The organism is Rhizobium ecuadorense (assembly GCF_001187535.1).
Lineage (GTDB): Bacteria > Pseudomonadota > Alphaproteobacteria > Rhizobiales > Rhizobiaceae > Rhizobium > Rhizobium ecuadorense.
This window is the reverse complement of record NZ_LFIO01001329.1, coordinates 1-449: the sequence shown is the minus strand read 5'-3', so window position 1 is coordinate 449 and position 449 is coordinate 1. Positions and strand designations below refer to the sequence as shown.

The window sequence follows — 449 nt, the reverse complement described above, 5'->3', positions numbered from 1 at the left end:
GCGATGACTGCAAATCCCATCATGGTCACGGTCCTTTTCACTTGATGTTATATTTAGTCTCAAGTGAGACAATGATCAATAGCGCCGATCCGGCTTATCTCCGATAGCAGCGGATTGCCCTGCGCGCCGGAGACCTCTATATTTTCCGAAGGCACGAACAACGAAGGAGGTTGCCTATGTCACCGCGGGACGCCTGATCCAGCAATATCAAGACTTCTGCCTTTCCAAGGGCATTGATTTCATACGCATCGAATCCGTACGGCCGCATGACGATACCACGCTCTTCTGCAGCGCTGGAATGCAGCAGTACAAGCCCCTCTTCTCCGATCCCTCCCATAGTGGAACCGTCGCAAACAGCCAGGCTTGCCTGCGCATGGGCGACCTCGACGAGATCGGCGACGGAACTCATCTTCTCCATTTCACCATGCTCGGCCTTTTCTCGTTCAGGG

1 protein-coding gene is annotated in these 449 nt (G+C 53.9%); it reads left to right on the top strand.

Annotated features, from left to right (window positions below):
- Positions 1-103: 103 nt before the first annotated feature.
- On the top strand, positions 104-449 hold a 346-nt coding region (locus AF337_RS40985), incomplete at its 3' end, for an alanine--tRNA ligase-related protein (RefSeq protein ID WP_244471332.1).